Origin of the sequence: Streptomyces sp. NPDC052773, assembly GCF_044547145.1 — a bacterium.
GTDB lineage: Bacteria > Actinomycetota > Actinomycetes > Streptomycetales > Streptomycetaceae > Streptomyces.
The window spans coordinates 64,721-88,027 of sequence record NZ_JBITZX010000001.1 but is presented as its reverse complement, the minus strand read 5'-3'; the positions used below and the strand labels follow the sequence as shown (position 1 = coordinate 88,027).

The window sequence follows — 23,307 nt, the reverse complement described above, 5'->3', positions numbered from 1 at the left end:
GCTTCAGTTGAGCGAAGGGTCGTCGGGATACGTGGCCACCATCGCCAGCTCGTTGCGCTGCCGGCGCAGCACCTCCCGCCAGAGCCTCTCGGGGGCAGGCGAGGAGACGTCGCCGGGCTCGGACTCCACCACGTACCACGCGCCGTCGACCAGCTCGTCCTCCAGCTGGCCCGGTCCCCAGCCGGCGTACCCGGCGAAGATCCGCAGCGAGCCGAGGGCGGAGGCGAGGAGTTCCGGCGGGGCCTCCAGGTCGACGAGACCGATCGCGCCGTACACCCGGCGCCAGCCCAGCGGGTCGGCCTCCCCGGATCCGCCGCCCGGGACGACGGCGACCCCGAGGGCCGAGTCCAGTGACACCGGGCCGCCCTGGAAGACCACGCCGGGCTCGCCGGCCAGGTCCGCCCAGCCCTCCAGGATGTCGCCCACTCCCACCGGCGTCGGACGGTTGAGGACGACACCGAGGGAACCCTCCTCGTCGTGGTCGAGAAGGAGCACCACCGCGCGGTCGAAGTTCGGGTCCGCCAGGGCGGGCGTGGCCACGAGCAGCCGCCCTGTGAGCGAGGACACCTCGGTCATGCCAGACATGATCCCGCATCTTCCCCCGGTGTGGGGAGGCAATCCGGATGCCCGGGTGAAGGCACACCGGGCGCACCGGTGCGCCCCGCGCGCACGGCGGCCTCCCGCCCCGGGCGTCCGTGACCCCATGTGCCCGATAGGGAACGGTTCGTGTTGTGACACACCTATGACGTGACCAAGCGGTCATCGGGCTTACAGGAGGGGGGTCCACGGCGATTACTCTGTCTCTCCTGCCCTGCCCCGAACACTCCCACGGAACGCGAGATTCATGACCGTCAACGACGATGTCCTGCTTGTCCACGGCGGAACCCCGCTGGAGGGCGAGATCCGTGTCCGCGGCGCGAAGAACCTCGTGCCGAAGGCCATGGTCGCAGCGCTGCTGGGCAGCGCGCCGAGCCGGCTGCGCAACGTTCCGGACATCCGTGACGTGCGCGTGGTGCGCGGACTGCTCCAGCTGCACGGGGTGACGGTCCGTCCGGGCGAGGAGCCGGGCGAGCTGGTGCTCGACCCGACCCACGTCGAGAGCGCCAACGTGGCCGACATCGACGCGCACGCGGGCTCGAGCCGTATCCCGATCCTGTTCTGCGGGCCGCTGCTGCACCGCCTCGGTCACGCCTTCATCCCGGGCCTCGGCGGCTGCGACATCGGCGGCCGGCCCATCGACTTCCACTTCGACGTGCTGCGGCAGTTCGGCGCGACCATCGAGAAGCGCGCGGACGGCCAGTACCTGGAGGCCCCGCAGCGGCTGCGCGGCACCAAGATCCGGCTGCCGTACCCGTCGGTCGGCGCGACCGAGCAGGTACTGCTGACCGCGGTGCTCGCCGAGGGCGTGACGGAACTCTCGAACGCGGCCGTGGAGCCGGAGATCGAGGACCTGATCTGCGTCCTGCAGAAGATGGGCGCCATCATCGCGATGGACACCGACCGCACGATCCGCATCACCGGTGTGGACAAGCTGGGCGGCTACACCCACCGCGCCCTCCCGGACCGGCTGGAGGCCGCCTCCTGGGCGTCCGCGGCGCTGGCGACCGAGGGCGACATCTACGTCCGCGGCGCCCAGCAGCGCTCGATGATGACGTTCCTGAACACCTACCGGAAGGTGGGCGGCGCCTTCGAGATCGACGACGAGGGCATCCGTTTCTGGCACCCGGGCGGGCAGCTGAAGTCCATCGCCCTGGAGACGGACGTGCACCCCGGCTTCCAGACCGACTGGCAGCAGCCCCTGGTCGTGGCCCTGACGCAGGCCACGGGCCTGTCCATCATCCACGAGACGGTCTACGAGTCCCGCCTCGGCTTCACCTCGGCGCTGAACCAGATGGGCGCCCACATCCAGCTCTACCGCGAGTGCCTCGGCGGCTCCGACTGCCGCTTCGGCCAGCGCAACTTCCTGCACTCCGCGGTCGTCTCCGGCCCCACCCGGCTCCAGGGCGCCGACCTGGTCATCCCCGACCTGCGCGGCGGCTTCTCGTACCTCATCGCGGCCCTGGCGGCCCAGGGCACGTCCCGGGTCCACGGCATCGACCTGATCAACCGCGGCTACGAGAACTTCATGGAGAAGCTCGTGGAGCTGGGCGCGAAGGTGGAGCTGCCGGGCAAGGCCCTCGGCTGACACGCACCGCGCAATCGCCGATGGGGCGGTCACCCGGACTCGGGTGACCGCCCCATCGGCGTGTGGTGGAACGCCCCTGCGAGGGGCGCGGGGAACTGCGCGGCCGGCCACCGGCGGCCCGTAAGCCGCGGGACGGCCCGCAGTCACCCGGCGCTCACAGCGGAGCGCTTACTTGCCCTTGGCCGCTTCCTTGAGCTTGGAGCCCGCGGAGACCTTCACGCTGTACCCGGCCGGGATCTGGATCGGCTCACCGGTCTGCGGGTTGCGCGCGGTGCGAGCGGCACGGTGGGTGCGCTCGAAGGTCAGGAAGCCGGGGATGGTGACCTTCTCGTCCCCCTTGGAGACGATGTCGCCGACGACGTCGGCGAACGCGGCCAGCACGGCGTCGGCGTCCTTGCGGGTCACCTCGGCGCGGTCGGCCAGCGCGGCCACCAGCTCACTGCGGTTCATGTTGTTACTCCCGTGTTCTTCTTGCTGTTGGGGCGTGCCACGCGGCGGAGCCGCATCGCGGGCACAGCGAAGCCGATGCTGCCAGGGCCCTCGGACGGGTCCCGGACCCGGGGTCCGTCGTCAGACGCTCGCGCCCAGGACCGCATCCTGCCCCTACCTGCGGCGGGAAAGCCAATCCGGCACCCGTTGGAGTCGTGAGAACACCCTTGGGAGTCACACGAAGAGCGCCCGTGACCGGCCGTCCACCCGGATGGCGGCGGCCGACGGCCCGCCCACCCTAGAGGGCGGGCGGGCCCGCTTGGTTCCACGACGCGCCGGAATCCCGGCCCGCCGTGGCGATCCTCACAGCCCGCGAAGGGGCCCGGCGAGGTCTCAGGCGGTGGCTCCGGCCGCCTTCGCCGCGTCCCGCACGGCACCGGCCACGGCGCCCGCGACCTTGTCGTTGAAGACGGACGGGACGATGTAGTTCGGGTTCAGCTCGTCCTCGGTGACGACGTCCGCGAGGGCCTTCGCGGCGGCGAGCATCATCTCGGTGTTGACGGTGCGGGACTGGGCGTCCAGCAGGCCGCGGAAGACGCCCGGGAAGACCAGCACGTTGTTGATCTGGTTCGGGAAGTCGGAGCGGCCGGTGGCCACAACTGCGGCCGTCTGACGGGCGATTGCCGGGTCGACCTCGGGGTCGGGGTTCGCGAGCGCGAACACGATGGCGTCGTCGGCCATGGCGGCCACGTCGTCGCCGTCGAGGACGTTGGGGGCGGAGACGCCGATGAAGACGTCGGCGCCGCGCACGGCCTCCTTGAGGGTGCCGGTGATGCCCTCGGGGTTGGTGTTGTCGGCGATCCAGCGCAGCGCCGAGTCGGGGGCGGCGTCGACCAGGTCCTCGCGGCCGGCGTGCACCACACCGTGGATGTCGGCGACGACGGCGTGCTTGACGCCGGCGGCGAGCAGCAGCTTGAGGATGGCCGTACCGGCCGCGCCGGCGCCGGACATGACCACGCGGACGTCGCCGACTCCCTTGCCCACCACGCGCAGGGCGTTGGTGAGGGCGGCGAGCACGACGATGGCGGTGCCGTGCTGGTCGTCGTGGAAGACGGGGATGTCGAGGGCCTCGCGCAGCCGGGCCTCGATCTCGAAGCAGCGGGGCGCGGAGATGTCCTCGAGATTGATGCCGGCGAAGCCGGGGGCGATCGCCTTGACGATCTCGACGATGGCGTCGGTGTCCTGGGTGTCGAGGCAGATCGGCCAGGCGTCGATGCCGGCGAAGCGCTTGAAGAGGGCGGCCTTGCCCTCCATGACGGGCAGCGCGGCCTTGGGGCCGATGTTGCCGAGGCCCAGCACGGCGGAGCCGTCCGTCACGACCGCAACGGAGTTGCGCTTGATCGTCAGACGCCGCGCGTCCTCGGGGTTCTCGGCGATGGCCATGCAGACGCGGGCCACACCCGGCGTGTAGACCATGGACAGGTCGTCACGGTTGCGGATGGGGTGCTTCGACGCCATCTCGATCTTGCCGCCGAGGTGCATCAGGAACGTACGGTCGGAGACCTTGCCGAGGGTGACGCCCTCGATGGTGCGGAGCTTGCCCACGATCTCGTCGGCGTGCGCGGTCGAGCTGGCCGCGATCGTCACGTCGATACGGAGCTTCTCGTGGCCGGACGCGGTGACGTCGAGGCCGGTCACCGAGCCTCCGGAGGACTCCACCGCGGTGGTGAGCTGCGAGACGGCGGTTCCGCTCGCGGGCACCTCCAACCGGATGGTCATCGAGTAGGAGACGCTGGGCGCCGTTGCCATGGCCGACTTCCTCTGCTTTCACCGTGTCGCGAAGTTGTGCCGTCCGATCGTCGCACCTACCACCGAGTAGGTAGTAGTCGCCCCGGATTGCGGACGTTTTGTTCACAGGGGCGTGGACGACTTCGGAAAACATCTTCCACGATACGAGAATCGATCAGCCAGTCGAAGAGCAACAAAGAGGCCCACGTCACATCGGACGTGGGCCTCTTCGTACGTTCATGACACCGACCCGCCATGCTCGCCTCGCGGCAAGTGGTCCCTCGAAGGGACGAAGGTTGGGCCCGGGGGCTTGGATCGAGCCGGTGCCACACCCAGGCTAACAAACGATCCCCTACGGCCATTCCCGTCCGGGAGAACGTGCGCGCGCCCGGTGTTCCCCGTCGTCGTCGCCTCAGTCCCTGAGCAGGTCCGGCACCCCGGCCGCGTCCGGCTCGTCCCGCTCCCCGGAGACCACCGTGAGCTGCTGGGTGGCCCGGGTCAGGGCGACGTAGAGCACGCGCAGGCCCGCCGGGGACTCGTCGGCGATCTCCGCCGGCGAGACGACGACCGTCGCGTCGTACTCCAGGCCCTTGGCCTCCAGGCTGCCGAGGGCCACCACGCGGTCGCCGAGCCCGGCCAGCCAGCGCCGGGCCTCCTCGCGCCGGTTCATGGCGACGACGACGCCGATCGTGCCGTCGACCCGCTCCAGCAGCCGGGCGGCCTCCGCGCGGACGGTCTCCCCCAGCGACTCCCCCACGACCGCGAAGCGCGGCTCCACGCCCGTCGAGCGCACCGCCGACGGCGACTCGGAGCCCGGCATCGCCAGCGCCAGCACCTTCGCGGCCAGCTCGGCGATCTCGGCCGGGTTGCGGTAGTTCACGGTGAGGCGGAAGCGGCGGCGCGGACGGGAGCCCAGGGCCTCGTCGCGGGCCTCGGCCGCCTCGTCCGGGTCGGACCAGGAGGACTGGGCCGGGTCGCCGACGATCGTCCAGGTGGCGTGCCGGCCGCGGCGGCCGACCATGCGCCACTGCATCGGCGTGAGGTCCTGGGCCTCGTCGACGATGACGTGCGCGTACTCCACCCGCTCCTGCGCCAGGCGCTCGGCGCGCTCGCGCTGCGACTCCTCGCGCACCGGCATCAGCTCCTCCAGGCCGGTGAGCTGGTCGAGCGGGTCCAGCTCACGCTTCTTCCGGGGCCGGGCCGGGGCACCGAGGACGGCGTTCAGCTCGTCGAGCATCGCGATGTCGTGCACGGAGCGGCCGTCCCGCTTCAGCGAGCGGGCGACCTTGCGCACCTCGCCGGGGTTGAGGATCCGCCGGGACCAGCGGCCGAGCCGCTTCTCGTCGGCCATCGCGGCCAGCACGGCCGCCGGGGTCAGCTCCGGCCACCAGGCGTCGAGGAAACCGGTGAAGGAATCCTCACTCGTGACGTCCTCGTCGAAGGAGGAGCGCAGCTCGGCGGCCAGCTCCGGGTCGGTGTGACGGCCTGCGGCGCCCGACTTCTCCCACAGGGCGTCCAGGAGCAGTCTGCGGGCGCGCGGGCGCAGCAGGTTGACCGGGGCGGTGCCGCCGAGGGCGGTGCGCCGGATCCGGTCCAGCTCCTCGGCCTCCAGTTCGATCCGGCGGCCGAAGGCGACGACTCTGAGCCGGTCCGGAGAATCGTTCAGCTCGAGCGCGCCGCGCGCGGCCTTCCGCAGCACCTTCAGCATCCGGGAGGAGCCCTTGGCGCGGGCCACCGCCGGGGAGTCGTACAGCGTGGCCTCGGCGCCGTCGACGAGCGAGCCGATCGCGCGGATCGCTACCTGGCCCTCCTCGCCCAGCGAGGGCAGCACACCCTCGGTGTACGCCACCAGCAGCGGCGTCGGGGAGACGATGAGGATGCCGCCCGCGTACCGGCGGCGGTCCTGGTAGAGCAGGTAGGCCGCGCGGTGCAGGGCGACGGCGGTCTTGCCGGTGCCCGGACCGCCCTCGACGTACGTCACGGAGGCGGCGGGGGCGCGGATCACCAGGTCCTGCTCGGCCTGGATGGAGGCGACGATGTCCCGCATGGTGTGACTGCGAGCCCGCCCGAGGGCGGCCATCAGGGCGCCGTCGCCGATGACGGGCAGCTCACGGCCGTCCAGGAACGCCTTCAGCTCGGGGCGCATCAGGTCGTCCTCGACGCCGAGGACGCGGCGGCCCTTGGAGCGGATGACCCGGCGCCGCACCACCCGGCCCGGGTCGACCGGCGTGGAGCGGTAGAACGGCGCGGCGGCGGGCGCGCGCCAGTCGATGACCAGCGGGGCGTAGTCCTGGTCGAGGACGCCGATGCGGCCGATGTGCAGGGTCTCGGCGATGTCGGCGGTGTTGTCGGCGCGTACGGCGCCCTCGGCGGGCTCGACCGCCGTGTACGCGCCGTCCGGGCCCTTCTTGCCGTCCTTGCCGGGCAGCAGGTCGATCCGGCCGAACAGGAAGTCCTCGAACTCGCTGTTCAGCCGGTTGAGGTGGACGCCCGCGCGGAAGACCTGCGCGTCGCGCTCCGCGAGCGCGCCGGGCGTGCCGACCTGGCCGCGGCGGGCCGCGTCCTCCATCAGGAACTCCGCCTCGTGGATCTTCTCCTCCAGGCGGCGGTAGACCCTGTCGAGGTGTTGCTGCTCGACGCCGATCTCGCGCTCGCGCACGGAGTCGTGTCCGGAGTCGTGAGCGGTGTCCTGAACCGAGTCGACCGCGGAAGTCTGCTGAGCCTGTGCGGCCACCGGGCCCCCTTCTGACGTGCTGGGCAGCCGTCCACCGTACGCGAAAGGGGGCTCCGCTGCTACGGGGGCGCCTACGGAAGGGCGGGTTCCGTCCGTAGGCGGGTGCGGGTCCGTTGTGGCTGGTCGCGCAGTTCCCCGCGCCCCTTCGGGGGCGCGGGGAGCTTACGCGTCGACCTCCACCAGCCGCTTGCCGTCGAAGGTCATGACCTCGAAGTGGTCGATCTCCTCGGGGGTGAAGGCGGCGCCGCCGTGGACGTACAGCGGCTGCTTGGCCTGGTCGGTGGTGGCGCCGGGGATGCCGTAGCCCCAGTTCGGGACGGACCAGGAGGTGACCGTCTCGCGTTCGCCGTTCTTGCCGACGGCGATCAGGGAGCACTTCTGGGGTCCCTTGACGTTCTTCAGCTCGAGGACGGCGTGGGTGCCCCAGGCCTTCTTCTCCAGGGCGACGGTCGCGCTGACCTGGGTGCCCGGGTCGGTGGCGGTGACCTTGTCGTCGATCTCGTCGAAGGACGCCTTCGCGGGGCTGGTGGCGTGGGCGGTGACCGGCCGGCCGCCGTCGTCGTCGCCCCCGCTGGTCGCCACGGCGACGAACGGCCCGCCGACGATCAGCGCGGCTGCCGCCGCGACCATGTAGAAACCGCGCCGGCGCTTCTGCGCGCGGCGCTCGGCGACCTCGTCGACCAGCCTCTCCACCAGTCTCGGGCTCGGCTTCGCGGACAGGGACTCCGCGACCGCGGGCGTGCCGGTGCCGGCGGGCAGGTCGGCGAGCGCCGCCAGCATCGGCTCCATCCCGGCCAGCTCGTCGAGCTGCTGGGCACACCACTCACAGGTCGCGAGATGCGCCTCGAAAGCGGTTGCTTCGGCGTCGTCGAGAATCCCGAGGGCGTACGCGCCGACGGTCTCGTGTTCGTTCGGGCCCGCGGACCCCTCGGGCCCCTGAGATCCCTGCATGGGGCCAGACATACCCGGACCCCCCGCGCCGTATCCCCCGTATCCACTCATCACGCCGTCACCCCCCGCTCCTCCAGTGCCAGCTTCATCGAACGCAGCGCGTAGAACACCCGGGAGCGCACCGTGCCGCTCGGTATCCCCAGGGTCTGAGCCGCCTCATTGACGGTACGCCCTTTGAAGTACGTCTCGACCAGCACCTCCCGGTGGGCCGGGGTCAGGTCGTCGAGCGCGTCCGACAGCGTCATCAGCCACAGCGCCTTGTCGATCTCGTCCTCCGCGGGGATGACCTCCAGCGGCGACGGGTCGACCTCCTGCGGCCGGGCCTGCCGGCTGCGGTGGCCGTCGATGACGATGCGCCGGGCGACCGTCACCAGCCAGGGGCGTACCGAACCGGTCGCTCGGTTGAGCTGACCGGCGTTCTTCCAGGCACGGATGAGCGTTTCCTGCACCACGTCCTCGGCGCGCTGCCGGTCTCCGGCGACCAGGCGCAGCACATAGGCGAGCAGGGGTCCGGCGTGCTCGGCGTACAGCGCGCGCATCAGCTCCTCGTCGGGCTCCGAGGGCTGAGAAGACATGCGATGTCGGGCCCTCGTTCCACGTTCCTTGGCCACGACGGAATCCTTGCGCACGCCCACCTCCGATGTCCGGGGGTTCCCCCAGCCGGTCGCTCAACGACGGGTACGCACGCGGGGCGTTGGGTGTTCAAAGCGAGGCGACAGATTTCTGGGAGACGGCGCGACGAGGCGGACATGACGCCATAAGTCCGCCGCTTCACCTTCACATTTCCCGCATGAGGCACGATGGTTGACGGCCGTGTGGGCTACGTCACTTCGCGGGTGCCGCACCGGTGAGGGCCGCGCGGCGGCGGTGCCGCGCCACCCTCTCCCGGTTGCCGCACACCTCGCTGGAGCACCAGCGCCTGCGCCGCCCGCGCGAGGTGTCGAGGTAGACGATCGGGCAGTTGTCGCCCGCGCACTGGCGCAGACAGGCCCGCGCGGAGGGGTCGGTGAGCAGGTCCACGGCGTCCCGGGCCACGGCCGCGAGCAGCGCGGCGCACTCGGGCGGGCGGTCGAGGCGCCGGACGAGCGTGCCGTCCTCGGCGCGCACCGCGCGCGGGGCGGGGGGCGCGGCGCGGGCGATCTCGTTGAGCCGGGCGAGGGCGCGGTCGTACGCCGTGCCGGTCCCGGCGGGCCGCAGCGCGCCGCGCACCAACGGGTCGATACGGGCGCGCAGTTCGCGGAATCCCAGCAGCCAGGTGGTGTCCGCGTGGCCGAGCGGTGTGCCCGGCGGCACCAGTCCGGCCCCGCTGATCCAGGCCCGCAACACCTGGACGGAGTCGAGCCGTTCCCCGGGGTGCGTCGTCGCCAGCAGGTCGAGGCAGTGCCGTCCGGCGTCGAACCGCAACTCGGAAGCGTCCGTGGCCGTACCCAGTGCCATGCGCCTGTCACCGCCTAGGGGTCACCTGGGTCAGATGGAGTCCGGGGATCCGGGAAGGGTGGTGGGAGGGTGTCCCCTCCTACAGTGCCTGCCCGGATTCGCCTCCGTAACCCCCTGGGACGGCCACGATCGGACGCCGGCTCAGACGTCGGCGTACTTGGCGTCGGCCGCCGGGTCCAGGGCGAGGCGGTAACCGCGCTTGACGACGGTCTGGATGAGTTTGGGCGCGCCGAGGGCCGTACGGAGGCGGGCCATGGCCGTCTCGACGGCGTGCTCGTCGCGGCCGGCGCCCGGGAGGGCGCGCAGGAGTTCCGCGCGGGCGACCACCCAGCCCGGCCGCCGGGCCAGCGCCCGCAGCAGGGACATCCCGGCGGGCGGTACGGGCCGCAGCGCCCCGTCCACCAGCACCGCGTGACCGCGGATCTCCACCCGGTGCCCGGCGATCGGCAACGCCCGGGCCCGCGCGGGCAGTTCCTGGCACAGCAGCTGGACGAGCGGGCCCAGCCGGAAGCGTTCGGGCGAGACGGTGTCCACGCCGTGGGCCTGGAGGGGCAGCGCGGTGACCGGTCCGACGCAGGCCGGGAGGACGTCGTGGTGGAGGGCGGCGAGCAGTTCGGGCAGCAGCCCGCGCTCCTCGGCGCGGTTGAGCAGGGACTGGGCGGCGGGCGCGCTGGTGAAAGTGAGCGCGTCGATTCCCCGGGATACGGCGGCGTCCAGCAGCCGGTCCACGGGCGTCAGGTCCTCCGGCGGCAGCCAGCGGTACACCGGCACCCCGATGACCTCGGCGCCGCCGGCCCGCAGCGACTCGACGAACCCGGGCAGCGGCTCACCGTGCAGCTGTACGGCGATCCGGCGCCCGTCGACGCCCTCGTCCAGCAGCCGGTCCAGCACCTCGGCCATCGACTCCGACGACGGCGACCACTCCTCGGTCAGCCCGGCGGCCCGGATCGCGCCCTTGACCTTCGGCCCGCGGGCGAGCAGCTCCACGCCGCGCAGCCGCTCCAGCAGGGCCTCGCCCAGGCCCCACCCGTCGGCAGCCTCGACCCAGCCCCGGAACCCGATGGCGGTGGTCGCGACCACCACGTCCGGCACCCGGTCGAGGAGTTCCTTGGTGGCGGACAGCAGCTCACTGTCGTCGGCGAGCGGCACGATCCGCAGGGCCGGGGCGTGCAGCACCGATGCTCCGCGCCGCTGGAGCAACGCTCCGAGTTCGTCGGCCCGGCGCGCGGCCGTCACCCCCACGGTGAACCCGGCGAGGGGCCCGTGTTCGGCCCGCTCCTGGATCCCGTCGCCCGGTCGCTGCTGTTGCTCGTCCATCACACTCGTCCCGCACTCGAGTCGTTCCACCTACATGCCGCCGAGCCTGTCAACGCCGCGTGACAGGCTCGGATCGGCTCGATGTCGCCGGTGTTACGTCACACCTCGGCGTAGCTGAGCTGCGGCTTCCGTTCGGTGGCCGGCTCGGTCGCGGCGTCGGGCCGGGCCGGGCGGCGAAGGTATACGGACCAGGTGACCACGAAGCAGGCGGCGTACCAGACCAGGAAGGCGATGAAGGCGCCGGTGCCGGAGCCGTAGGAGAGGAAGGACTGGCGGAAGGCCATGTTGATGCCGACGCCGCCGAGTGCGCCGACCGCGCCGATCAGTCCCATCGACGCACCGGACAGCCGCCGCCCGTAGGCCGCGGCGTCCTCCCCGCGCAGCCCCTTGGCGAGGGCCTTGGCGTGGAAGATGCCGGGGATCATCTTGAAGGTGGACCCGTTCCCGAGACCGCTGAGCACGAACAGTACGACGAACACGGGCACGAACAGCGCGAGCGACTTCTGCATGCTGGCGTAGACGAGGACGGCGGTCGCGGCGCCCATGCCGACGTAGTTGTAGAGGCTGATGCGGGCGCCGCCGTAGCGGTCGGCGAGCCAGCCGCCGAGGGGGCGGATCAGTGAGCCGAGCAGCGGGCCGATGAAGGTCAGGTAGGCCGCCTGGAGCGGCGTACGCCCGAACTGGTTGGTGAGGACCTGCCCGAAGGCGAAGGAGTACCCGATGAAGGACCCGAACGTCCCGATGTAGAGGAACGACATGATCCAGGTGTGGCCGTCACGGGCGGCGTCCTTGGCGGCGCCGGTGTCGTTCTTCACGTTCTCCAGGTTGTCCATGAAGAGCGCGGCGAGGACGGCGGCGACGAGGATGAGCGGGATGTAGATCCCGAGCAGGACGCGCGGGCCGCCGCTGGCCCCGATGATCGCGAGCGCGACCAGCTGGATCACGGGCACACCGATGTTGCCGCCGCCGGCGTTGAGGCCGAGCGCCCACCCCTTCTTCTTCAGCGGGAAGAAGGCGTTGATGTTGGTCATGGAGGAGGCGAAGTTGCCGCCGCCGACGCCGGCCAGCAGGCCGACCAGGAGGAAGGTGGAGTAGGAGGTGCCCGGCTCCATCACGGTGAACGCGGCGATGGTCGGGATCAGCAGCATGGTCGCCGAGATCACCGTCCAGTTCCGTCCGCCGAAGATCGCGACGGCGAAGGTGTAGGGGACGCGGACGACGGCTCCGACGAGGGTGACCACCGAGGTCAGCAGGAACTTGTCGGCCGGGGTCAGCCCGTACTCCGGTCCCATGAACAGCACCAGCACCGACCACATGGTCCAGACCGAGAACCCGATGTGCTCGGAGAGGACGGAGAAGAACAGATTCCGGCGGGCGATCTTCTCCCCCTTCTCCCTCCAGAAGGTCTCGTCCTCCGGATCCCAGTGCCGGATCCAGCGGCCGCCTCGGCCGGGGGACGAGCCCCTGTCGGGGGACGGGGGTGCGGGGGCTGAACTAGGGGATGTCATGGACGCCTCCACGGTGCTCCGGGCTCGGGTACATCCCGAAGGTAGGGAGGGCGCGTTTCCTGCCTGTGGCTATTGGTGACCGGAAAGGAACTTTGCTCTCACCCTGGGCGGGGGCGGGATGAGAGGTTCAGTGGGTGGGGGGCTGGGTGGGGGGCTGCCCGTAGGGGTTCGGGGGGTACGGCGGCTGCTGCGGGGCGTAGGGCTGGGGATACGCCGGGGCGTGCGGCTGGGGGGCAGGGGCGTACATCTGGGGGGAGGCGGCGTACGGCTGGGCAGCGTAAGACTGGGGCGGATGCGGCTGGGCGAAGGGATTCCCGTGCCCCGGCGGCTGCGCGCCCGGCGGCAGATACCGCACCCGCCCGCTCTCATCGGCGACCGGAGTGAACCCGGCGGCCTGGAGCCGGGCCGCGAACTTCGCGTTGCGCCGCCGGTTGAAGAAGAAGACGAAGGCGAAGACGCCCATGAAGAAGACCCAGATCATCGCGCCCCAGAGCAGCGCGCCGGAGCCGCCCTGCACGGCGACGACCGCGGAGCCCACGGTGACGCCGACCGCCCCGACGAGCATCCGCTTCTCGGTGCCCTTCCCCGTGAGATCGAAGTTGATCCGCGCCTTGAGCAGCTCCAGCGCGTCCGGCACGAACGGGGGCAGCGACACCCCGTCCCCCGCGTTCGGGTACTGAGCCCAGTTCTGCGCGGCCCGGGCCCGGGCGTGCGGGCTGGGGTCCGGCACGATCAGCATCATGAGCGAGCTGTTGTTGGCCCCGCCCTGCCGCACATCGGCGTACTCGTACCCGAACTGCTGGGCGATGAAGGCGAGCCGGGCGAGTTTCTTTACGGACGCCATGGCACTGGTGACCTGCACGGGCTCACCGGTCGCCATCAACCGCAGCATCTTCCGTATCTGCCGCTTGCTCACCCGTACCCACTCCCCGTCTCACTCTGGTCACTCTGTTCACTTCAGCAACGCGGGCAGTTTTCCATACGGGGCAGTACGACGTGTTCCTGCCGCAGATGATCGTCGACGGCCTGGAGCAGGAGGCGCAGCGCCTCCGGGGTCACCCAGCCGATGACGGCGGGCAGGGCGTTCGCCGTCGCGGGCAGCCCGGAGAGGAGCACGAGGGCGGCCTGCGCCTCGGCGGCGAGCGGCGCCAAGTGCTCGACACAGTAAGGATGTTCGGAGCCGATGGCTGCCTCAACGGACTCCTCGAGGGTCGCGAACTCCCCGCCGTACACCCAATTGACCCCGAATCCGGAAAGCAAGGGAAATCCGACCTCGATCTCCCAGCGAGACAAGGGCAGCTCGTCGTAGTCGTCCTGCGGTTCCTTTCCCAGGGTCCGCAGCTTCTCCGCCAGAGAGCGCAGACATCCGGCGGCGTCCGTCCCGGCACCGGCTCGATCCAGGAGCTGCCGGAATTCGAGGGGTAGATCTTCCACCCCGTCGGCGCAGAGACCGGCGACATGATCGAGCAGCGCGGTCACGGTGGTGAGCGGGCACAACCAGTCCGTCGCAACGGTCGCACGCGTGGTCCGGACGAAACGCCGCAGCTCGGCATCGAGGGACGGCGCTCCCCCGGAACCCCGCGCCGCGGCGGCGAGTTCCAGGACCCTCCTCACCGGACCGTCGATGAAGAGCCGCGCGGTGTGTGAGATCAAGCCATCACCGTCCTACCGAGGGTCAGCGCACGGTGACCGTGTAGACGAAGAACGCCGGCCGGTCGTCCGGTGTGCTCGTTGCCGTCGGATAGGGACTCATCGAGGGCGTACCGGAGGCCGACGCGCTCGGGTACGGCGTCGCCGACTCGGTGCCGCTGTGGCAGCTGCCCATGGGGCAGTGCAGCAGCGTCACGGTCGCCTTGCCGGGCTTGCGCGCCGTGAAGTCGAAGAACTGGGTGCCGTCGCCACCGCCGACGAGATCGCCGCCGTCCTCGATGTCCTCCCGCTTGCCCCGGTACTCCAAGACGTCGGCGTCCGGCCGGGGCTCGGCCAGATACCAGTTCTGCCCGAGCGCCGGACTCGCCGGCACCTCCAGGGTGAACTCGTCCCCCGCGTTCACGGTGATGGCGGGCTCCTCGGGGCCGTACTCCTCGACTCCGCCCAGCGCCCCCCAGCCGGCCGTCAGGACGAGGGCTCCGGCGGCGGCCAGGGGGATCAGCGCGGTGCGTATGTTCACGAGCCGGCCGCTCAGGGAGCGATCGGCAGCTGCCGCTTGTGCTCGGTGAGCCGGTACCGGCGGACGATCGCCTCGAAGGCGGGCTCGGCGACCGGCTTGCCCTCCAGGAAGTCGTCGATGTCGTCGTAGGTGACGCCGAGCGCGTCCTCGTCGGGCTTACCGGGGTCGAGGGTCTCCAGGTCGGCGGTCGGGGTCTTCCAGACCAGCGAGTCCGGCGCACCCAGCTCGGCGGCGATGGCCCGCACGCGCCGCTTGGTGAGCCCGGTCAGCGGTACGACGTCGGCGGCGCCGTCCCCGAACTTGGTGAAGAACCCGGAGACGGCCTCGGCGGCGTGATCGGTGCCGACGACGAGCCCGTTCTCGGCCCCCGCCACCGCGTACTGCGCGATCATCCGCTGCCGCGCCTTGATGTTCCCGTGCACGAAGTCCTGGTGGTGCGCGTCCCGGAAGACGGTCCCGCCGGCCACGACAGCCTCCAGCGCCGCATCGCTCGCGGGCTTCACGTCGACGGTCAGCACCCGATCCGCCCGGATGAACTCCAGCGCCCGCTGTGCGTCCGCCTCATCGGCCTGCACCCCGTACGGCAGCCGCATCGCGAAGAACGTCGCCTCGTGCCCGGCGGCCCGCACCCGCTCCACCGCCAGCTGGCACAGCCGGCCCGCCGTCGACGAATCCACGCCACCACTGATCCCCAGCACCAGCGCCCGCAGCCCCGTGGACGTCAGCCGCTCGGCCAGGAAGGCCACCCGCCGCTCGATCTCCTCCCGCGCGTCGAAGGACTCGCTGACCTGGAGTTCGCGGGCGATCTGCTGCTGGACGGTTATGGGCGTCGGGTCGGTCACGTTCGCTCCTCGATCGAGCCTGCGGGCCGGGGCCACAGGTGGCTGTGCTGTAGGGACGGAAGAACTCTAGAACCCACGCCCCGAGCGCCGTGCGGCACCTGTGTCCGAGTCCGGCACCACGGCGCACCAATCGCCCATCACCGTGTCCGCGAGCATGAGCGAGAATCCCTCAGCTGTGACCTCGGAGAGCGTCTCGGCGCCACCGAGGTAGGCCCGGTGGGTCAACTCGCCCGGCAGCAGCGGGGCCGCGAAGGCGGTGAAGTCGTCCTCCAGCAGCTCGGGCCTGGGGTGCAGCTCCGGCTCGGTCACCACGTAGACCAGTGAGCGTGGCCGCATGAGCCGGGCCAGTCCGGCGGCGTTCTCCCGAGTCACCCGGAACCATCTGCAGCCGTACGCGCCGTGCGCCCAGCGCTCGCACAGCAACGTGAGGCGCTCGGAAGCTTCCGCCACCGCCGCCCAGAAGCTGTCGTCCGCGACGGCGTCGACGGGCTCCGGGATCTCCGTGGGCTCGGGAGCCGCATCGCGCCACTGGAGAATCACGTCCTGACCACCGAGACCTGCCAGGCCGGCGGCTGCCGCTCGCGTCGTATAGACGTGTACGGCGCCCTCCCATCCCGACTCGATCTGAACCCGCCCCGGGGCGGCCAGCTGACAGTACGGCCCGCGCCCGGCTGCCATTCCCTCGGCGAGATCGATCGCCTGCGGCGTCTGGACCCGCGCACCGTTGAAGAGGCCTAGGCACCCGGCGGGAAGGGGTTCACCCACCAGCAGCTCACCGACCTCCAGAAAGCCGGCGCCACTCTTCTCGATCACCGCCCCGAGCACCCGGCGCAGTTCCACCGCATACGAACCCCAGGCAGCAGCGCCTGCCAGTTCCTCCCGCACGCGTTCGCTTCGAGGGCTGATGATCAGTTCTTTGTTCAGTTCCCCGGCCATACAGCCCCGCTGCTCTCCGTTCGATCCGATGCCGATCCGCGAGTGTCGGGCTGCATTCTCCCGGGTCACTCCGGCGCCGCCCCAAGCGCCAGATCCACCCCCGGAACCCAACTCCCCACCGGCCTCCGCAACCACCCCTCCCCCGCCCCCACCTCGGCCGCCGCCCTCCGCAACGCCTCCAGCCCCGGATGGTTCAGCCCCTTCCGCCACACCAGCGAGACGGGCGACAGAGGAACCGGATCGACGAGCGGGCGCAGGACGCAGCCGCGCAGGGCCGGGAAGTCCACCACGGCGAGCACCGGATAGCCGCCCTTGGACATGATCCGCTCGAACTCCTCGTCGCCGACGGCGAGGGGGACGGGTGGGGCCACCTTGATGCCGCGGCCTTCGAAGAGGCGGTGGGCGAGGTCGGTCCACTCGGGGGTGCGGGGGTTGCCGGCGCCGGCGTAGACCGTTTCGCCCGCCAGTTCGGACAGGGGGACGGTCTCCCGGGAGGCGAGGCGGTGGTGTTCGGGCAGGACGATGGCCATGGGTTCGAAGCGGACCGGCTGGTGCGACAGCCGGCGGCGCAGCGCCGGGTCGAGGCCCGCGTAGCGGCCGAAGGACGCGTCCAGGCGCCCGGCGACCAGGTCCTCCGCCGCTCCCGTGAGGCCGCTCTCGTAGCGGGCCATCAGCTCCAGCTCGGGGGCGAGTTCGCGGGCGCGGTGCAGGACGCGGCGCGGGGTGCCGAGACCGGCGGAGTTGAGGTCGACGAGCAGGGGGCGGGCCTGGCCGAAGGCGGCGAGGAGGTCGTCCTGGGCGGCGAGGACGCGGCGCGCGTACGGCAGGAGCCGTTCCCCGTCGCCGGTGAGGGTCACCTGGCGGGTGGTGCGGACGAACAGCTCGGCGCCCAGCTCCCGTTCCAGCCGCCGTACGTCGCGGCTGAGCGCCTGCTGGGCGACGTACAGCCGGGTCGCGGCGCGGGTGAAGTGCAGTTCCTCGGCGACGGTGACGAAGGCGCGCAGCAGCCGGGGGTCTATGTGAGGGGCGGGCACCGGCCGAATTTACAACACGGGCGCGTCAATCGGTGTCGAACAGGTGTTGGACCCCTTGATCGCTTCCGGGGGACGGTTTCCCCATGCCGTACCGAGATCTCTTCGCCCGCCCGGGCGCCAAGGCCTTCACCGCCGGGAACCTGATAGCCCGCCTCCCGATGGGCATGTTCAGCGTGAGCGCGGTCGTGATGATCGCCGGGGCGCGCGGCTCGTACGCCCTCGCCGGTGCCGTGACCGCGACCGGGCTCGCCGCGACCGCGCTGGTCGCGCCCTGGACGGCCCGGCTGGTGGACCGGTACGGCCAGGCCCGGATCGCCGTACCCGCCACCCTCCTCGCCGCCCTCGGCAGCGTCGCCCTGGTGCTGTGCGTCCGCCACGACGCCCCCGACTGGACCCTGTTCGCCGCCTACGCCGCCACCGCCACCACCCCGAACATCGGCGGCATGTCCCGCGCCCGCTGGGCCCATCTGCTGGACGGCGACCCGGCCGCGCTGCACACGGCGAACGCCTTCGAGCAGGCGGCCGACGAGCTGTGCTTCATGCTCGGCCCGGTCGTCGCGGCCTTCCTGTGCGGGACGCTCTTCCCCGAGGCGGGCACGCTCGTCGCCGTCGTACTGCTCCTGGCCGGTGTGCTGCTGTCCGCCGCCGCGCGCAGCACCGAGCCGCCGCCCGGGGGAGCGAGCGCGCGCGGTACGTCGCCGATCCGCGCGCCCGGCATCCCGCCGCTGCTCGCGGTCTGCGTCGCCGTGGGCACGGTGTTCGGGGCGATGGAGGTCGTCACGCTGGCGTTCGCGGACGCGCGCGGTCAGCAGGCGGCGGGCGGTGTCGTCCTCGGTCTGCAGGCGGCCGGGTCGTGCGCGGCCGGGCTGGTGTACGGGAGGTTCCGGCCGAGCGGGCCGGCCGAGGTCCGGTACGTCCGCTGCATCGCCGCCATGGCCGCGCTGCTCACCCTGCCGCTGCTCGCGGCGGCGCTCACCGGCTCGCTGCTCGTCCTCGCGGGCGCGCTGCTGATCGCCGGGATGGCGACCGCGCCGACGATGGTGACCGGCATGGCGCTGGTGCAGCGGCGCACCCCCGAGGGGCGGCTCAACGAGGGGATGACGCTGGCGGTGACCGGCCTGCTCGGCGGGATCGCCTGCGGCAGCGCGCTGGGCGGCTGGACGGCGGAGCATGTGTCGGCGACGGCCGGGTACGGGGTGCCGGTCGCGGCGGCCGTGACGGCCCTCGCCCTGTCCCTCGGCATCCGGCGGCCCGTGCCGCTCGTCGCATCGTTCCGCTGATGTCTCCGGATTGCCGTCCGACCCATTGACGGCCCCTCGGGCCCCCCATACCTTCGCTCGTCGAAGCGCTTCGATGACCCGCGTCACGCATCGATCCGGGGGACCCATGGTCAAGATCACGGATGTGGCCCGGCACGCCGGGGTCTCCCCCAGCACCGTGTCGTACACGCTGAGCGGCAAGCGCCCGATCTCCGAGGAGACCCGGCGCCGCGTCCACGCGTCCATCCGGGCTCTCGGCTACCGCCCGCACGCCGGTGTCCGCGCGCCGGCCGACGGCAGGCCGAACGTCCTCGCGCTGGTCCTGCCGCTGCGGGCGGGCGTCCACGTGCCGGTGGCCATGGAGTTCGCGGCGGCGGTGGTGACCGCGGCGGAGACGTACGACCACGACGTGCTGCTGCTCACGCGGGAGGACGGCGAGGCGGGCCTGCGCCGGGTGGCGGACTCCGCCCTGGTGGACGCGCTGCTCGTGACGGACGTACGGCCGAACGACCCGCGGCTGCCGCTGCTGCGGACGCTGGACCTGCCGGCGGTGCTGATCGGCTTCCCGGCGGACGACGCGGAACTGACCTGTGTGGACCTGGACTTCAGGGCGGCGGGCGAGGCGTGCGTGGATCATCTGGCGGCCCTGGGTCACCGCGTGGTGGCCCTGGTCGGCTCGCCCCCGGAGGTCTACGTCCGCCGGACCGCCTACGCCCAGCGCGTCGTCCAGGGCTTCACCGCCGCCGCCGACCGCCACGGCCTGGCCTCCGCCGTCCACCCCTGCGAGGCGACCCCCGTGGCGGCCCGCGCGACCGCGGAACGGCTCCTGCGCGAGCAGCCGGCGCTGACGGGCGTGGTAGTCCACAACGAGGCGGTCCTGAACCCCCTGCTCATCGCCTTCGAACAGCTCGGCCTGCGCGTCCCCGACGACCTCTCCGTCACCGCCCTGTGCCCCACCGCCCTCGCCGAGTCCGCCCGCGTCCCGCTCACCTCGGTCGCCCTCCCGACCACCGAGATCAGCACCCGCGCGGTGGCCCTCCTGATGCGGAAGCTGGCCGGAGAGCCGGTCCCGGCCACGACCCTGCTGCCCCCGGAGCTGACGGTGCGGGCGAGCACGGCGCGGCGGCGGTCGTCGACATGAGACCCAGGGAGGCACGGGGCGAGCGAGGCACGGGGCGAGCGCACATGACAAAGGCCCTGTCGCTCGCAAGCGACAGGGCCCGTGCCCACATGGGGTGAGGGGGTCCGGGGGTCATGCCCCCGGAAAGTCGACGAGGGGGAGTGCGCTCGCGCGTTCTGTGAGCGCACTCCCCCTCCCACTCGTGGAGATGGCGGGAATCGAACCCGCGTCCAACGGTGTGGAACCAGGGCTTCTCCGTGTGCAGTCTGGTGCGCTTTTCTCAGCCCTCCGGATCACCCAGACAAGTCCGGAACGGGCTCAGTCACTGTTTGGTTTCCCTCTTCACCCCGTGACCGGGATCGAGGTTTAGTTCCCTAGCTGATGCCAGGATCCGGGTCGGGAACAGCCCCGGGCTGACACTCCCTTTAGTAGGAGGCTCGCTCTGCTACCTGAGATCAGGCAGCGAGGGCGAAGGCCTGCTGGGAGGAATCGCGCTTGGTGTTGGCGATTATTTTTTCGGCCTGTGGTTTACGAGATCATGGCCGCTTCCTCGACACGCTTCCCCTGCTTCGACAGCCGCTGTCGAAACCGATCATCCCCATGTTGATTTATCAATCACCGCACCCAGCGTGTGAGTGCAGATGCCATCATACGGGGTCAACGGTCCCCGATGCCACCGTATTCCCGGCCCCGGGCGGAGCTACGCCCGCTGCTTGCGCCGTACCGCCGAGATCGCGCGCTCGGCCTCGCGGCGGTCCTGCTTCTCCCGGAGCGTCTGACGCTTGTCGTACTCCTTCTTGCCCTTCGCCAGCGCGATCTCGATCTTCGCCCGGCCGTCCTTGAAGTACAGGGACAGCGGCACGATCGTGTGACCCGTCTCCTGGGACTTGGACTCCAGCTTGTCGATCTCCGCGCGGTGCAGCAGCAGCTTGCGCTTGCGGCGGGCGCTGTGGTTGGTCCAGGTGCCCTGGCTGTACTCCGGCACGTGCACGTTGTACAGCCACGCCTCGTGCCCGTCCAGCTGGACGAACCCGTCGACCAGCGAGGCGCGCCCCTGGCGCAGTGACTTCACCTCGGTACCCGTGAGGACGAGACCGGCCTCGTAGGTGTCGATGATGAGGTAGTCGTGCCGCGCCTTCTTGTTCTGCGCGATCAGTTTGCGCCCTTTTTCCTTAGCCATAGTGCCGACCATTTTCGCACTACGCGGGGGGTGCGGGGGAAGTCATTAAGCGGTGGGTGCCGCTAGGGGGTGTCTCGTCGATCAGGCCGGATCAGCGAGCGGCGTCTGGTGCCGTGCATCGCAAGGCGGAGGAGGGAGTCGATGCGATGGGGGTGCCCCCGCGCGAGCGCAGCCGAGCGTGGGGGAATCGGCGACCGACGACAACGCGGCGAGGCGCGGTGCCAGGCGTCGGGAGCCCGGCATGATCGGCGAGACACCCCCTAGCTCCCGAGGCCCGTCAGGACGGTGCCGGCCCGTCGCAGGGCGTCCTGGTCGGCCTCCAGGTCGGGGGTGATGCCCCGCCCGTCCACCCCGCGGCCCGAGGGGGTGCGGTAGTGCCCGACGGTCAGTTCGGCGACGGAGCCGTCGGGCAGCCGGCTCGGCATCTGCACCGAGCCCTTGCCGAAGGTGCGGGAGCCGACGACGACCGCGCGGCCCCGGTCCTGCAGGGCCCCGGTCAGCAGCTCGGCCGCGCTCATCGTGCCCCCGTCGACGAGCGCGACCAGGGGTCTTTCGGTGTCGCCGCCGGGCTCGGCGTGCAGGGCCTGCTGCTCGCCCTCGACGTCGTACGTGGCGACCAGACCGCCGTCGAGGAAGGCGGAGGCGGTGGTGACGGCCTCGGTGACCAGGCCGCCGGAGTTGCCGCGCAGGTCCAGGATGATCCCCCCGCCGCGCGGGGCCCGCCGGACCGCGGCGCGGACGGTGTCCCCGGTGCCCTTGGTGAAGGCGCCGATCTTGATCAGGGTGTTGCCGTCGGGGAGGGTGCGGACGGTCACCGTGTCGGTGGCGAGCCGGGCCCGCCGCAGTGTGACGCTCCACACGCGCGTGCCGCGCTCCAGGCCGAGCCGCACCGGCGTACCGGCGGGCGCGTCGGTGGCGTCGCCGCGCAGTAAGGAGACCACCTCGGTGACCGGACGGCCGTCGACCGGGTGGCCGTCGACGCTGCGCAGCCGGTCGCCCGCGCGGATCCCGGCGCCGGCCGCGGGCGAGCCGGGGGCGACCCTGGTCACCTCGATCGACCCGTCGCGTTCGCGCCGGGCCCGCAGTCCGACGCCCGTGTACGCGCCGTCCAGGGCGTCCTCGAACTCCTCGTACTCGCCCTCCGAGTACACGGCGTCCCAGCGGTCCCCGCTGCGGCTGACGGCGCGCTCGGCGGCCTCCAGGGGCGACTTGCCGTCGGCCAGCGCACGCGCGGCGGCGTCGCGCACCTCGTCGGGGCGGGCCGCGGGGACGGACGCGCGGGACGGGCCGGGCGCCGGCTCGCGCTCGGTGCCGGGCAGGGAGCCCGTCGCGGCACCGGCGACGAGCACGCTCGTGAACACCAGTGTCAGGGCGGCCCCGCGGCGCATGCGGCGGGGCTGACAGAACAGGTCACGACCTGACATGGCGGTGAGTCTAGGACAACGCGAAGGGCCGTACGGTCCGTTGACCGTACGGCCCTCGTTGGCATGCGTCACACCTTCAAGTACTTGCGCAGCGCGAAGAACGCGGCCAGCGCGGGCATCAGCAGGCTGGCGGCGAGGATGAGCGGCAGCTTCGTCAGGACGGCGTCCCAGCCGATGAAGTTGATCAGCTCCAGCTGGTCGGCCAGGGCCAGTCCGTGGTCGATGAGGAAGTACCGCGCGGTCACCAGGAACGCGCACGCGACCACGCCGCCGATCAGTCCGGCGACCGCGGCCTCCATGATGAACGGCGCCTGGATGTAGAAGCCGGAGGCGCCGACCAGCCGCATGATCCCGGTCTCGCGGCGGCGGCTGAACGCCGAGACGCGGACGGTGTTGACGATCAGCATCAGCGCCACGACCAGCATCAGCGCCATCACCGCGCGGGCGGCCCAGTTCATGCCCTCGAGCAGCTTGAAGAGGTTGTCCAGGGTCTCCTTCTGGTCCTGCACGGACTGCACGCCGTCCCGCCCGTTGAAGGCGGTCGCGATGACCTGGTACTTCTCCGGGTCCTTCAGCTTGATGCGGTACGACTCCTGCATCTGGTCCGGCGTCAGCGAGCTGGCCAGCGGGGAGTCGCCGAACTGCTCCTTGTAGTGCTTGTACGCCTCGTCCTGCGACTCGTACGTCACGGTGTCGACGACCGGCATCTTCTCGAGGTCGGTCTTGATCTGCCGCTTCTGCTCCTCCGTCACCGCGCCCGTCGCGCAGGCGGGGTCGGACTCGGCGTCGCTCTTGTTGCAGAGGAAGATCGAGACGTTGACCTTGTCGTACCAGTAGCCCTTCATGGTGTTGACCTGGTCGCTCATCAGCAGCGAACCGCCGAACAGCGCCAGGGACAGGGCGACGGAGACGACGACCGCGAAGGTCATCGTCAGATTGCGGCGGAGACCGACACCGATCTCCGACAGAACGAACTGGGCGCGCATGGCGTCT

Annotated in this window: 21 protein-coding genes and 1 other RNA gene; 3 read left to right on the top strand and 19 right to left on the bottom strand. The window is 71.5% G+C overall.

All coding sequences use genetic code 11. The annotated features are described in order from the left end of the window. Nucleotides 1-3: 3 nt before the first annotated feature. Entirely contained in the window at nt 4-576 is a 573-nt protein-coding gene (locus ACIG0D_RS00340) for a YqgE/AlgH family protein (protein ID WP_365759516.1), read from the bottom strand. 268 nt (nt 577-844) lie between these two features. Between ACIG0D_RS00340 and murA the strand changes: the two genes are divergently transcribed. Beyond that, nucleotides 845-2,185 (top strand): UDP-N-acetylglucosamine 1-carboxyvinyltransferase, encoded by a 1,341-nt coding sequence (gene murA, locus ACIG0D_RS00335; protein ID WP_165999223.1) that lies wholly within the window; start codon nt 845-847, stop codon nt 2,183-2,185. Between the two features lie 168 nt (nt 2,186-2,353). Here murA and ACIG0D_RS00330 read toward each other — a convergent pair whose 3' ends face one another. The 14 genes from ACIG0D_RS00330 to ACIG0D_RS00265 all read right to left on the bottom strand — a co-directional run bounded on the left by ACIG0D_RS00330 (nt 2,354) and on the right by ACIG0D_RS00265 (nt 17,331). Continuing rightward, complete coding sequence (locus ACIG0D_RS00330) at nt 2,354-2,635, bottom strand: HU family DNA-binding protein (protein ID WP_003990598.1); 282 nt, start codon at nt 2,633-2,635, stop codon at nt 2,354-2,356. Nucleotides 2,636-3,007: 372 nt separating this feature from the next. Further along, nucleotides 3,008-4,423 (bottom strand): NAD-dependent malic enzyme, encoded by a 1,416-nt coding sequence (locus ACIG0D_RS00325; protein ID WP_399795369.1) that lies wholly within the window; start codon nt 4,421-4,423, stop codon nt 3,008-3,010. A 391-nt stretch (nt 4,424-4,814) separates the two neighbouring features. Beyond that, nucleotides 4,815-7,136: a HelD family protein gene (locus ACIG0D_RS00320; RefSeq protein ID WP_399795368.1), complete on the bottom strand. Its 2,322-nt coding sequence runs from the start codon at nt 7,134-7,136 to the stop codon at nt 4,815-4,817. Between the two features lie 162 nt (nt 7,137-7,298). Beyond that, nucleotides 7,299-8,087: an anti-sigma factor family protein gene (locus tag ACIG0D_RS00315; protein WP_399795367.1), complete on the bottom strand. Its 789-nt coding sequence runs from the start codon at nt 8,085-8,087 to the stop codon at nt 7,299-7,301. 50 nt (nt 8,088-8,137) lie between these two features. Next, nucleotides 8,138-8,662, bottom strand: a complete 525-nt coding sequence (locus ACIG0D_RS00310; RefSeq protein ID WP_399795366.1) for a sigma-70 family RNA polymerase sigma factor — start codon at nt 8,660-8,662, stop codon at nt 8,138-8,140. A gap of 250 nt (nt 8,663-8,912) precedes the next feature. After that, nucleotides 8,913-9,524, bottom strand: a complete 612-nt coding sequence (locus ACIG0D_RS00305) for a CGNR zinc finger domain-containing protein (protein ID WP_399795365.1) — start codon at nt 9,522-9,524, stop codon at nt 8,913-8,915. Between the two features lie 141 nt (nt 9,525-9,665). Continuing rightward, nucleotides 9,666-10,841: a uroporphyrinogen-III synthase gene (locus ACIG0D_RS00300; protein WP_399795364.1), complete on the bottom strand. Its 1,176-nt coding sequence runs from the start codon at nt 10,839-10,841 to the stop codon at nt 9,666-9,668. 98 nt (nt 10,842-10,939) lie between these two features. Continuing rightward, on the bottom strand, nt 10,940-12,349 hold the full coding sequence (locus ACIG0D_RS00295; protein WP_399795363.1) for a nitrate/nitrite transporter: 1,410 nt from the start codon (nt 12,347-12,349) through the stop codon (nt 10,940-10,942). 127 nt (nt 12,350-12,476) lie between these two features. Beyond that, on the bottom strand, nt 12,477-13,265 hold the full coding sequence (locus tag ACIG0D_RS00290; RefSeq protein WP_399795362.1) for a hypothetical protein: 789 nt from the start codon (nt 13,263-13,265) through the stop codon (nt 12,477-12,479). 41 nt (nt 13,266-13,306) lie between these two features. Further along, a complete protein-coding gene (locus tag ACIG0D_RS00285; RefSeq protein ID WP_399795361.1) occupies nt 13,307-13,828 on the bottom strand; it encodes a hypothetical protein in 522 nt (173 codons plus the stop codon). Between the two features lie 196 nt (nt 13,829-14,024). After that, the gene (locus tag ACIG0D_RS00280) at nt 14,025-14,519 is read right to left on the bottom strand and encodes a protease inhibitor I42 family protein (protein WP_399795360.1); all 495 of its coding nucleotides are present in this window, start codon (nt 14,517-14,519) and stop codon (nt 14,025-14,027) included. 11 nt (nt 14,520-14,530) lie between these two features. Further along, nucleotides 14,531-15,361 carry an ammonia-dependent NAD(+) synthetase gene (gene nadE, locus ACIG0D_RS00275; protein WP_399795359.1) on the bottom strand — a complete coding sequence of 277 codons (831 nt, stop codon included), beginning with the start codon at nt 15,359-15,361 and terminating at the stop codon, nt 14,531-14,533. Nucleotides 15,362-15,427: 66 nt separating this feature from the next. Next, nucleotides 15,428-16,297 (bottom strand): hypothetical protein, encoded by an 870-nt coding sequence (locus ACIG0D_RS00270; protein WP_399795358.1) that lies wholly within the window; start codon nt 16,295-16,297, stop codon nt 15,428-15,430. A gap of 65 nt (nt 16,298-16,362) precedes the next feature. After that, nucleotides 16,363-17,331 carry a LysR family transcriptional regulator gene (locus tag ACIG0D_RS00265; protein WP_399795357.1) on the bottom strand — a complete coding sequence of 323 codons (969 nt, stop codon included), beginning with the start codon at nt 17,329-17,331 and terminating at the stop codon, nt 16,363-16,365. An 83-nt stretch (nt 17,332-17,414) separates the two neighbouring features. Between ACIG0D_RS00265 and ACIG0D_RS00260 the strand changes: the two genes are divergently transcribed. After that, nucleotides 17,415-18,611 carry an MFS transporter gene (locus ACIG0D_RS00260; RefSeq protein ID WP_399795356.1) on the top strand — a complete coding sequence of 399 codons (1,197 nt, stop codon included), beginning with the start codon at nt 17,415-17,417 and terminating at the stop codon, nt 18,609-18,611. 106 nt (nt 18,612-18,717) lie between these two features. After that, nucleotides 18,718-19,731, top strand: coding sequence for a LacI family DNA-binding transcriptional regulator (locus ACIG0D_RS00255; protein WP_399795355.1), 1,014 nt, complete (start codon nt 18,718-18,720; stop codon nt 19,729-19,731). A gap of 179 nt (nt 19,732-19,910) precedes the next feature. Here the strand turns inward: ACIG0D_RS00255 and ssrA are convergent. The 4 genes from ssrA to ftsX all read right to left on the bottom strand — a co-directional run bounded on the left by ssrA (nt 19,911) and on the right by ftsX (nt 23,300). Continuing rightward, nucleotides 19,911-20,310: a transfer-messenger RNA gene (gene ssrA, locus ACIG0D_RS00250) on the bottom strand. Between the two features lie 100 nt (nt 20,311-20,410). Then, nucleotides 20,411-20,890, bottom strand: coding sequence for an SsrA-binding protein SmpB (gene smpB, locus ACIG0D_RS00245; protein WP_399795354.1), 480 nt, complete (start codon nt 20,888-20,890; stop codon nt 20,411-20,413). 260 nt (nt 20,891-21,150) lie between these two features. Next, on the bottom strand, nt 21,151-22,314 hold the full coding sequence (locus ACIG0D_RS00240; protein WP_399795353.1) for a S41 family peptidase: 1,164 nt from the start codon (nt 22,312-22,314) through the stop codon (nt 21,151-21,153). 68 nt (nt 22,315-22,382) lie between these two features. Next, nucleotides 22,383-23,300 (bottom strand): permease-like cell division protein FtsX, encoded by a 918-nt coding sequence (gene ftsX / locus ACIG0D_RS00235; RefSeq protein WP_399795352.1) that lies wholly within the window; start codon nt 23,298-23,300, stop codon nt 22,383-22,385. Nucleotides 23,301-23,307: the final 7 nt, after the last annotated feature.

What these genes read in the sequence shown, in the direction of transcription:
- ACIG0D_RS00325 (WP_399795369.1), bottom strand. Translation starts at nt 4,423, where the DNA reads ATGGCAACGGCGCCCAGCGTCTCCTACTCGATGACCATCCGGTTGGAG.
- ACIG0D_RS00295 (WP_399795363.1), bottom strand. Translation starts at nt 12,349, where the DNA reads ATGACATCCCCTAGTTCAGCCCCCGCACCCCCGTCCCCCGACAGGGGC.
- murA (WP_165999223.1), top strand. Translation starts at nt 845, where the DNA reads ATGACCGTCAACGACGATGTCCTGCTTGTCCACGGCGGAACCCCGCTG.
- ACIG0D_RS00340 (WP_365759516.1), bottom strand. Translation starts at nt 576, where the DNA reads ATGACCGAGGTGTCCTCGCTCACAGGGCGGCTGCTCGTGGCCACGCCC.
- ACIG0D_RS00240 (WP_399795353.1), bottom strand. Translation starts at nt 22,314, where the DNA reads ATGTCAGGTCGTGACCTGTTCTGTCAGCCCCGCCGCATGCGCCGCGGG.
- smpB (WP_399795354.1), bottom strand. Translation starts at nt 20,890, where the DNA reads ATGGCTAAGGAAAAAGGGCGCAAACTGATCGCGCAGAACAAGAAGGCG.
- ACIG0D_RS00315 (WP_399795367.1), bottom strand. Translation starts at nt 8,087, where the DNA reads ATGCAGGGATCTCAGGGGCCCGAGGGGTCCGCGGGCCCGAACGAACAC.
- ftsX (WP_399795352.1), bottom strand. Translation starts at nt 23,300, where the DNA reads ATGCGCGCCCAGTTCGTTCTGTCGGAGATCGGTGTCGGTCTCCGCCGC.
- ACIG0D_RS00305 (WP_399795365.1), bottom strand. Translation starts at nt 9,524, where the DNA reads ATGGCACTGGGTACGGCCACGGACGCTTCCGAGTTGCGGTTCGACGCC.
- ACIG0D_RS00255 (WP_399795355.1), top strand. Translation starts at nt 18,718, where the DNA reads ATGGTCAAGATCACGGATGTGGCCCGGCACGCCGGGGTCTCCCCCAGC.
- ACIG0D_RS00260 (WP_399795356.1), top strand. Translation starts at nt 17,415, where the DNA reads ATGCCGTACCGAGATCTCTTCGCCCGCCCGGGCGCCAAGGCCTTCACC.
- ACIG0D_RS00300 (WP_399795364.1), bottom strand. Translation starts at nt 10,841, where the DNA reads ATGGACGAGCAACAGCAGCGACCGGGCGACGGGATCCAGGAGCGGGCC.
- ACIG0D_RS00330 (WP_003990598.1), bottom strand. Translation starts at nt 2,635, where the DNA reads ATGAACCGCAGTGAGCTGGTGGCCGCGCTGGCCGACCGCGCCGAGGTG.
- ACIG0D_RS00310 (WP_399795366.1), bottom strand. Translation starts at nt 8,662, where the DNA reads ATGTCTTCTCAGCCCTCGGAGCCCGACGAGGAGCTGATGCGCGCGCTG.
- ACIG0D_RS00270 (WP_399795358.1), bottom strand. Translation starts at nt 16,297, where the DNA reads ATGGCCGGGGAACTGAACAAAGAACTGATCATCAGCCCTCGAAGCGAA.